Here is an 8,941-nt window from a genome sequence, read left to right on the forward strand (position 1 = left end):
CGACTGCCCGGACGCGGACGGGCCGGCCGGTGCGGGGGCCGGGAGGTGCGCAGCTGCCGGAGGCTCGGCGATCAGCGATTCCACCATCAGCGCTGGCTGGGATGCGCGGGCCACGGCGCGTCACCGGGGCGGAGGCCCGTGAAGTTGTCGGGCCGGGCGGCCGCAGCGGCGAGGATTCCGACGACGGCGGACGGGTTGTGCAGGCGCCCTTCCAGCACGGCCAGCACGGCTGCATCCAAAGGGATCCAGTGCAGTTCGATTTCGGCCTCTTCGTCGGTCCGGATGTGGAGTTCGTGGCCGGGCACATCGCTCAGGTCCCTTGCGAGGTAGATGCGGATGGCTTCGCTGGAGGACCCGGGGGAATTGAAGAAGTCGGCCAGGACATTCCATTGGCCGGCAATGAGGTCAGCTTCCTCGGCGAGTTCACGTGCCGCTCCGGCCACGAAGTCCTCACCCTCAACATCGAGGAGTCCGGCCGGGATCTCCCAGAGGTCCATGCCGACGGGGTGCCGGTACTGCTTGATCAGGAGCACCTCGCCGTCGTCGTTCATCGGGAGGACCGCCACCGCACCCGGGTGTTCGATGTAGTCGCGGACGAGCGGATCGCCGTCGTCGTTGAGCTGGAAACTGTCACTGACCACGTCCCAGATCCGGCCTTCGTAGACCGTCCGGGACGACAAAAGACGGCGCGGGCTCGGTTCATCCGAAACCAGCCGTGCAGCATGGGGGGTCTCAGGGTTACCGGGCATCGCGCCGTCCTTTGATTCAGTTGATGGTTACTTCGACACTACCGGGGAAGGCTTGGCGGCGGAGGGATCGTCCGCGGCTGTGTCTGCCTTTGCCGTGTCTGCCTTCGCGGCCGCGTTGGCGGCTTTGCTGCCGTTGCCTTTCTGGTGCTCCAAGGCGGCTTTCACCAGTCCCGAGAACAGCGCGTGCGGCCGGGTCGGGCGTGAGCTGAGCTCAGGGTGTGCCTGCGTGGCAACGTAGTACGGGTGGACTTCGCGGGGAAGCTCCACGTACTCCACGAGCTTGCCGTCGGGCGACGTTCCGGAGAACACCAGTCCCTTGGCGGCGATCTGCTCGCGGTACTTGTTGTTGACCTCGTAGCGGTGCCGGTGCCGTTCGCTGACCTTGGTGGTGCCGTAGGTCTCGGCGACCACGGACCCTTCGTCCAGGCGAGCCTCGTACAGGCCCAGGCGCATGGTGCCGCCCAGGTCGCCCTTGCCGTCGACGATGTCCAGCTGCTCTTCCATCGTGGCAATCACCGGGTACTTGGAATCCGGCTCGAACTCCGACGAGGAAGCGCCCTCGAGGCCGACCACGTTGCGGGCGTACTCGATCACCATGCACTGCAGACCCAGGCAGAGGCCCAGGACCGGGAGCTTGGATTCGCGGGCATACTTCAGAGCGCCAAGCTTGCCTTCAAGTCCACGGATGCCGAAGCCGCCCGGGACACAGATCGCGTCAACCCCGTCGAGGGACTTAACCGCTCCCTCGTGGGTTTCGCATTCGTCCGAGGGGACCCAGCGGATCTTGACCTTGGTGTCGTTGGCGAAACCGCCGGCACGCAGCGCCTCGGTCACGGACAGGTAGGCGTCCGGCAGATCGATGTACTTGCCGACCAGGGCGATCTCAACCTCGTGCTTGGGGTTGTGGACCGCGTCGAGGAGCCTGTCCCAGCTGGTCCAGTCGACGTCCTTAAACGGAAGGTCGAGGGCGCGCACGATGTAGGAGTCCAAGCCCTGGGAGTGCAGGGTCTTCGGGATGTCGTAGATGCTCGGCGCATCCGGGCAGCCGATAACGGCGTCGATGTCGACGTCGCACATGCGGCCGATCTTGTCGCGCATGGGCTGCGGGACTTCGCGGTCCGAGCGGATCACGATCGCTTCGGGCTGGATGCCGATGGACCGCAGCGCGGCAACGGAGTGCTGCGTCGGCTTGGTCTTCAGTTCCTGCGAGGGGCCGATGTACGGCACGAGGGAGACGTGCAGGAAGAACACATTTCCGCGGCCGATGTCCTGGCGGACCTGGCGGGCGGATTCGAGGAACGGCTGCGACTCGATGTCGCCCACCGTGCCGCCGATCTCGGTGATGATCACGTCGGGGGCGTGCTTGCCCTCGGCGGGAAGCCGCATGCGGCGCTTGATCTCATCGGTGATGTGCGGGATGACCTGGACGGTGTCGCCGAGGTATTCCCCGCGGCGTTCCTTGGCGATGACCGTGGAGTAGACCTGTCCGGTCGTGACGTTGGCCGAGCCTTCGAGGTTCTCATCGAGGAAGCGCTCGTAGTGGCCGATGTCGAGGTCCGTTTCGGCGCCGTCGTCTGTGACGAAGACTTCGCCGTGCTGGAAGGGGTTCATCGTGCCCGGATCCACGTTCAAATAGGGATCGAGCTTTTGCATTGTTACAGACAAGCCGCGTGCCCGCAGGAGGTGACCGAGGCTCGAAGCCGTCAGTCCCTTTCCGAGCGAGGACGCCACACCACCGGTGACGAAGATGTGTTTGGTCGTCTTGGACGAGCCCGGAAACCGGGAATTTACACGGGAATTTGATCGCTGCACCACGGAGTTCGAGCCTATCATCAATTCAGCCTTCCAAGGGTCTGTTCGGGGCAAAGCGCTGTGATTGTCATCCCAGTCCCGGGCCGCCAGGGGACATGCTCAGGCCTGCTGCGGCAGGAGTCTGGCGTCGTCCAGCAGCTCCTGGGCGTGGGCCCGGGCGGATTCGGAATCCTCCTGGCCGGCGAGCATCCGGGCCAGCTCGCGGACGCGCTCCGGTTCGTCGAGGAGCTGGACGTCGCTGGAGGTGAAGCCGGTCGCCGTGGCGCCGTCGGCGCCGCGCACGGAGGTCTTGGTGACCCGGATGTGCTGGTCGGCGAACGCTGCCACCTGCGGCAGGTGGGTCACCACGAGCACCTGGACGTGCCGGGCCAGCATCGCCAGCCGCCGGCCGATCTCGACGGCGGCACGGCCGCCCACGCCCGCGTCGACCTCGTCGAAGACGAAGGTGGGGACCGGGTCGACGGCGGCCAGCACCACTTCGATGGCGAGCATCACGCGGGACAGTTCACCGCCGGAGGCACCTTTCCCCAGCGGGCGGGCCGGGGCGCCGGAGTGCGGCTGGAGCAGGAAGGAGATCTCGTCCGCGCCGAACGGGCCTGGCTGCCCGCCGGACTCGATGGTGATGACCAGGGTGGCATCCGCCATCGCCAGAGCCTTGAGTTCGGCGCTGACGCGGGCGGAGAGTTCCTTGGCGGCCTTCTTCCGCAACTTGCTGATCCCCGCGGCCTGTTTGACCAGTTCGTCCCCGGCGCGGCCCACCTCTGCCTCCAGGGCCTCGATCCGGGTGGAGTCATCCTGCAGCTCCAGGAACCGCGTCCGGGCCTCCTGAGCCCAGACCAGCACCTCGTCGATGCTTGGGGCGTACTTGCGCACCAGCGTTGCCAGGGCGCCCCGGCGGTTCTCGATCTCGGCGAGCCGTTCCGGGCCCTCGGAGTCGAGGGCGGCCTGGTAGCTGGCGAGTTCGGTGGCGATGTCGTTGAGCAGGAAGCCCACCTCGGCGAGCCTGGCGGCCGCGGACCCGAGTTCCTCGTCGTGTTCGGCGACGTGTTCCAGGGTGCGTTTGGCTGCGTCGACCAAGGTGGTGGCGTCGGCGTCCTCGCCGAAGTCCTCGGCGGTGAGCGCCTGGTGGGCCGTGGTGGCGGCGATCCTGAGTTCCTCGACGTTGGCGAGTTTGACGGCTTCGGCCTTGAGCGATTCGTCCTCCCCCGGCTGCGGGTCGACGGCGTCGATCTCGGCCAGGGCAGCTTCCAGGGACTCGGCCTCGCGGAGGCGTTCCCGGGCGGCGCTGCGGAGCTCATCCAGCTGGCCCTGGCTGGACTTCCAGTGCGCGTGGAGCTGCTGGTAGGTGCCGAGCGTCGCCGCGAGGCTCTCCCCCGCGAATTTGTCGAGGGCCTCCCGTTGTGCGACCGGGCTCTTGAGCCGGATCTGACCGGACTGGCCGTGGACCACGACGAGGGTTTCGCCGATCTCCCCGAGCACGCCCACGGGGGCGGCGCGTCCGCCAAGGTAGGCGCGGCTTCGGCCGTCCGCGCCCACGCTGCGGGCGAGCAGCAGCTCGGCGCCGCCGTCGAACTCCTCGACCTCGGCCCCCGCCTCACGGGCGCGCGCCACGGCCGGGTGCCCTGCGTCGAGCCTCACGGTGGCCTCGGCGGAGGCGCTTTTCGCGCCGCTGCGCACGGCTCCGGCGTCGGACCGTGCACCGAGCAGCAGCCCGACGGCGGTCACCACCATGGTCTTGCCGGCTCCGGTTTCACCGGTCACAACGCTCAGGCCCGGGCCGAGGGGCAGTGTGGCGTCGGTGATGACACCCAGGTCGCGGATTCTCAGTTCTTCAAGCATGGTTCACTTCGCAGTCGATGGATCAGGGGTCTCGCCCGGCCCCGCATACGGCGGCCGAGCCTGCGGCGGAACCTGAAGCGGGGGCATCGGGCGCGGCGTGCGGATCACCGGCACCGGGCCGGTATGGACCGCGGCGGCCTGCGGCATGGGTCCGCGCCAGCCCTGGATGGGCAGTTCGAACTTGCGGACCAGGCGGCCGGAGAAGGGCGTCTGGTGGGTGCGGGCGAGCCGCACGGGCGTGGCGGAGCGTGTCACTTCCACGCGCGCTCCGGGCGGGAGGTCCACCGAGCGGCGGCCGTCGCACCAGAGCACGCCCTGCGCGTCGGTACGGTTCAGGATTTCGACGGCGAGCCGGGAGCGGGGCGAGACGACCAGCGGCTTGGCGAAGAGCGCATGGGCGCTGATCGGCACGATCAGGAGGGCCTCGACCTCGGGCCACACCACCGGGCCGCCGGCGGAGAACGCGTAGGCGGTGGAGCCGGTGGGGGTGGCCAGGACGACGCCGTCGCAGCCGAAGGACGTCAGGGGTCTTTCGTCGACCTCGGTGACCACTTCGAGCATCCGTTCCCGGTTGCCCTTTTCAATCGCGGCCTCGTTGAGGGCCCAGGTGTGCCAGATTTTCTGTCCGCGCACCCAGACCTGCACGTCGATGGTCATCCGCTCTTCCACGCTGTATTCGCGGCTCGCGATCCATTCGACGGTCTGGGCGAGGTCCGCCCGTTCGCTCTCGGCCAGGAATCCGACGTGGCCGAGGTTGACGCCGAGCAGCGGCACATCGAACTCGCGCACCAGTTCAGCGGCGCGGAGAATCGTGCCGTCGCCGCCGAGCACCATCACGAGCTCGACGTCGGGCAGCATCACGTGGTCATGGAGGATCTCGACAGGCTGGTCAAGGCGTCCGAAAAAGCGGACCATGTCCCCGAGCTCGGATTTCAGCATGACCGGAACGATGCCGGAGTCGTGAAGCTGGGCGCATGCCTCCCAGGCAGCCTTGAGGGACTCCTCACGGCCGGTGTGGGCAAGGATGAGGACACGCCTGCTCATCGGGTTCCGCCTTCTAGTGCTTCTAGTACTTGGGCCAGATTGTTCCGAGTAACGCAGCAACGGCTGCGTCCCGCTCTTCGATCTTAGGCAGGTCTGTTCCAATCCCGCGCTTTATCCACAGGAAGTACTCGACGTTTCCGTCCTGGCCGGGCAACGGGCTGCTGGCGAGGCCTTTGAGTTCCAGCCCGGAATCCATGGCTTCTGCCGCGACTTTGCCCACGGCGAGGCGGCGCTCCCGCTCCGAGGTGACGACGCCGGTGCGGCCCAGCCGGTCCTTGCCGATCTCGAACTGCGGCTTGACCATCAGGACCAGGTCCCCGCCGGGTTCCGTGCACGCCGCGAGGGAGGCCAGCACGAGGGTAAGGGAGATGAAGGACAGGTCCGCCACCGTCAGCGCCACCGGGCCGCCGATCTCATCCGGCGTCATGTAGCGGACGTTGAGGCCCTCGTGGACGGACACGCGGGGGTCATGGCGGATCACGGGGACCAGTTGGTCGTGACCGACATCAACGGCCACGACGTGATCCGCCCCGCGCCGCAGGAGCACCTCGGTGAATCCGCCGGTGGAGGCACCGGCGTCGAGACACCGCTTGCCTTCGACCTCTACGGCGGGAAAGGCGTCCAGCGCGCCCGCCAGTTTGTGTCCGGCGCGGCTGACGTAGTTGTCCTCATCGGCGGCGGCGACGTCCAGGACCATGTCGTCCTGGACCTGGAGCGAGGCCTTTGCCAGCACTTCCCCGTTGGAGCTGACCTTGCCTTCGGCGACAAGGCGGGCGGCATGGGTACGGGACCTCGCGAGCCCCCGGCTGACGAGGGCCTGGTCAAGCCTGCTCATGCGTGGTGTCCCCTGTTTCAATGGTGGTTCCGGGCGTATTTTGTCCCCTGGCGCGCCGTCCCCCGGCGGCCTGACTCCCGGCGGGTCCTGCGACATCCTCGTTCAGGGAGGCCAGCAGGTCGTCGTGCAGCCCGGCGTAGACCTCCCCGTGCAGGGCCACCGGCAGTTCCGGCAAATCACGGAGGCGGTCCAGGAGCGCCACCACGGCGGGGTCCCCGGCAGCGTTCCCGGCGGCTTCGTCCGGTTCTGCCGGACGCGCCGGCCAGATGACCTGCGAGTTTTCCCCGGCAGCGTCTGTCCCGGTGGTGTGGTTAGGCTCGGTCATGGTGCCCAGTCTAGTGATCCAGCCATTCGAGGACCGGCGCCAGGGCGGTGGCGGTCTCCGGGTTGGCTGTCCACCAGGCCGCACAGGCGGCCCGCCAGGCGTCAAGGTCTCCGGGATCGCCGGTGACCCGGACCGTCTGCCCGTGCACGACGGCGGACGCCTCGCCGCAGCGGTGCTGCCCGGCGTCGAGCTCAATTGCCGGGTAGGGCCGGTAGAGGTCCGTGAGGTCGTTAATGAGGTAATCCGGCCGTTCCTGGGTGCGAGCGGCGAGGATGGACTCCCTGGTGTCGACGCCGGTCAGGACGGCGACTGTGGCGAAGCCGGCGTTGTTGCCGCCGAGGATGTCGGTGTCCAGGCGGTCGCCGACGACGAGCGGCCGGTCGGCGGCCAGCCGCTTCGCGGCAGCGTGGAACAAGGGAGCCTCCGGTTTACCCGCGACGAGGGGCTGCTGCCCGGTGGCGGCAGCCACCGCGGCTACCAGCGTCCCGTTGCCGGGCGCCATGCCCCGGGCCTGCGGAATGGACATGTCCGTGTTGGTGGCCACCCACAGGGCCCCGCCGGCAACGACGTACGCGGCCTCCGCGAGATCCTTCCACCCGACGTCCGGGTGGAACCCCTGCACAACGGCAACAGGCTGCTCGGCTTCGCTGCGGACCGGCACCAGCCCCGCGAGTTCAATCTCCTGGGCCAGCGACGCCCCGCCGGTGATGAGAACACGGGATCCCGCCGGCAGCAGCGAAGCCAGCAGCTCCCCCGCGGCCTGCGAGGAGCTGACGACCTGGTGGTCCTCCGCCGGGGCACCCAGATCGCGCAGGTGCTGCGCCACCTCCGCGGGCGTCCGGGACGCATTGTTGGTGACGTAGCCGAGGCCGACGCCGATCCCGGCGAGCCGGCGCAGGGACTCCACGGCGCCCGGTATGGCGTGGGGTCCCGCATAGACCACGCCGTCGAGATCGGCGAGCAGTGCGTCGAAGGTCGAGATCAGTTCCGGTGCAGCCATTCCCGATCAGCCCTCGGCGCGTTCCGGCTCGCGGGAGTCGTCCTGGGAACCCTCATGGGACCCATCGTGTCCGGTTTCGCCGGAGTCTTCACCGGTGAGCACCTCGGAGCGGTCCAGGGCGTCCTTTTCCACGGAGTCGTCATCGGACTCGGCGTCGTCGGACTCCCAGAAGTCGGACTCGGCGTCGTCCGATCCTTCGTCAAGGGCATTCACTGCCGCCTCGGCCGTTTCCGGGAGACCTGCAACGGCCGCTGCGCTGGCGCCACGCGGCGCCCGCTCCTGGTCAGCCGGGGCGGACCGCTGGGCGGCCTGCTCGGCGAGGAGGCGGCGCTGCTGCGCTTCCTCCCGGGCTTCCTCTTCCTCGTCCCAGCCAAGGTCGATGATGTCCGGGTCTTCCGAGACATCGAGGCCGAGTGCGTTCTCTGCCACGACTGCCTGGCGCTGCCACTTTTCCGCTTCGGCCGTGCGGCCCACTGCGGTCAATGCATCGGCGTAGGCGCGGAACAGGCGCGGGCTGTAGGAGAAGGCCCGGTTGATGTCCAGCTGGGCGATTTCCAGTTCGGAGACGGCAGCATCGAGCTGGCCCAAGTCGGTCCGGGCGCCGGCGGCCACGATGGCCAGTTCCGCCTTGCCGGGGGCGTCGAGGTCCTTGGCTTCTTCGGAGCGTGCCATTTCCAGGGCGCGGTCCGGCCGGCCGAGGCCACGTTCGCAGTCAGCCATAACAGGCAGGTGCATGTTGGAGCCGCTGATCCGCCGGTAGGTGCGGAACTCGCGCAGGGCTTCGCCGTAGTGGCCGGCGGCATAGGCGGTCAGGCCCACGGCCTCTCGGATGGCGGCGAGGCGGCCGCCGCGGCGGCTGGCCGCGAGGGCGTGCTGGAAAGCCAGTTCCGGTTCATCGTCGATCAGGCGTCCGGCCATCACGAGGTGGCGGGCCACCCACTCGGCGCTGTTTTCCTCCAGGGTCTTGATCTGGTGCTGCGTGGCGCGGTCCAGTTCCTTGCCCGTGACGTCGTCGTCGATCTGCGGCGAACGTTCGCGGTCGGGACGGTTGGCGCTGCGGAGATCCCGGGCGTTGGGAACGCGGACCGGGCGGTCTTCTGCGCGGTCGCGGCCGAACTGGCGGGGACCGGAGTCGCCGCGGTCAAAGCTGCGGGCAGGACGGTCATCGCGGTCAAAGCTGCGGGCAGGACGGTCATCGCGGCTGCCGAACGGCTTCCGGCTGTCACCGCCGCTGTACGGCTTGCGGTCCCGGTCACCGCCACCGCCAAAGCTGGGACGCTGTCCCCCGCCTTCACGCGGAGCACGATCACCATACGGCTTACGCTCGGCCCCGCCAC

At 68.6% G+C, this 8,941-nt stretch carries 8 protein-coding genes; all 8 read right to left on the reverse strand.

What is annotated here, in order from left to right:
- Positions 1-86 precede the first annotated feature (86 nt).
- The gene (locus BJQ90_RS10060; protein ID WP_226760149.1) at positions 87-749 is read right to left on the reverse strand and encodes an NUDIX domain-containing protein; all 663 of its coding nucleotides are present in this window, start codon (positions 747-749) and stop codon (positions 87-89) included.
- 27 nt (positions 750-776) lie between these two features.
- Entirely contained in the window at positions 777-2,582 is a 1,806-nt protein-coding gene (locus BJQ90_RS10065; protein ID WP_226760150.1) for a CTP synthase, read from the reverse strand.
- A gap of 78 nt (positions 2,583-2,660) precedes the next feature.
- Complete coding sequence (gene recN, locus BJQ90_RS10070; RefSeq protein ID WP_226760151.1) at positions 2,661-4,400, reverse strand: DNA repair protein RecN; 1,740 nt, start codon at positions 4,398-4,400, stop codon at positions 2,661-2,663.
- Between the two features lie 3 nt (positions 4,401-4,403).
- The gene (locus BJQ90_RS10075) at positions 4,404-5,444 is read right to left on the reverse strand and encodes an NAD kinase (protein ID WP_226760152.1); all 1,041 of its coding nucleotides are present in this window, start codon (positions 5,442-5,444) and stop codon (positions 4,404-4,406) included.
- Between the two features lie 22 nt (positions 5,445-5,466).
- Entirely contained in the window at positions 5,467-6,279 is an 813-nt protein-coding gene (locus BJQ90_RS10080; RefSeq protein ID WP_226760153.1) for a TlyA family RNA methyltransferase, read from the reverse strand.
- Positions 6,266-6,604, reverse strand: coding sequence for a hypothetical protein (locus BJQ90_RS10085; protein ID WP_226760154.1), 339 nt, complete (start codon positions 6,602-6,604; stop codon positions 6,266-6,268). The genes BJQ90_RS10080 and BJQ90_RS10085 overlap by 14 nt, the downstream gene beginning before the upstream one ends.
- A gap of 10 nt (positions 6,605-6,614) precedes the next feature.
- Positions 6,615-7,604: an HAD-IIA family hydrolase gene (locus tag BJQ90_RS10090; RefSeq protein ID WP_226760155.1), complete on the reverse strand. Its 990-nt coding sequence runs from the start codon at positions 7,602-7,604 to the stop codon at positions 6,615-6,617.
- A gap of 6 nt (positions 7,605-7,610) precedes the next feature.
- Positions 7,611-8,941, reverse strand: a 1,331-nt coding sequence (locus tag BJQ90_RS10095; RefSeq protein ID WP_226760156.1) for a hypothetical protein, incomplete at its 5' end; no start/stop codon positions are given.

It is taken from the genome of Arthrobacter sp. SO3, from assembly GCF_020532825.1.
In the GTDB taxonomy this organism is placed as follows: Bacteria; Actinomycetota; Actinomycetes; order Actinomycetales; family Micrococcaceae; genus Arthrobacter.

Coding starts and splice junctions, on each gene's coding strand:
- BJQ90_RS10090 (WP_226760155.1), bottom strand. CDS start 7,604: ATGGCTGCACCGGAACTGATCTCGACCTTCGACGCACTGCTCGCCGAT.
- BJQ90_RS10075 (WP_226760152.1), bottom strand. CDS start 5,444: ATGAGCAGGCGTGTCCTCATCCTTGCCCACACCGGCCGTGAGGAGTCC.
- BJQ90_RS10065 (WP_226760150.1), bottom strand. CDS start 2,582: ATGATAGGCTCGAACTCCGTGGTGCAGCGATCAAATTCCCGTGTAAAT.
- BJQ90_RS10085 (WP_226760154.1), bottom strand. CDS start 6,604: ATGACCGAGCCTAACCACACCACCGGGACAGACGCTGCCGGGGAAAAC.
- BJQ90_RS10060 (WP_226760149.1), bottom strand. CDS start 749: ATGCCCGGTAACCCTGAGACCCCCCATGCTGCACGGCTGGTTTCGGAT.
- recN (WP_226760151.1), bottom strand. CDS start 4,400: ATGCTTGAAGAACTGAGAATCCGCGACCTGGGTGTCATCACCGACGCC.
- BJQ90_RS10080 (WP_226760153.1), bottom strand. CDS start 6,279: ATGAGCAGGCTTGACCAGGCCCTCGTCAGCCGGGGGCTCGCGAGGTCC.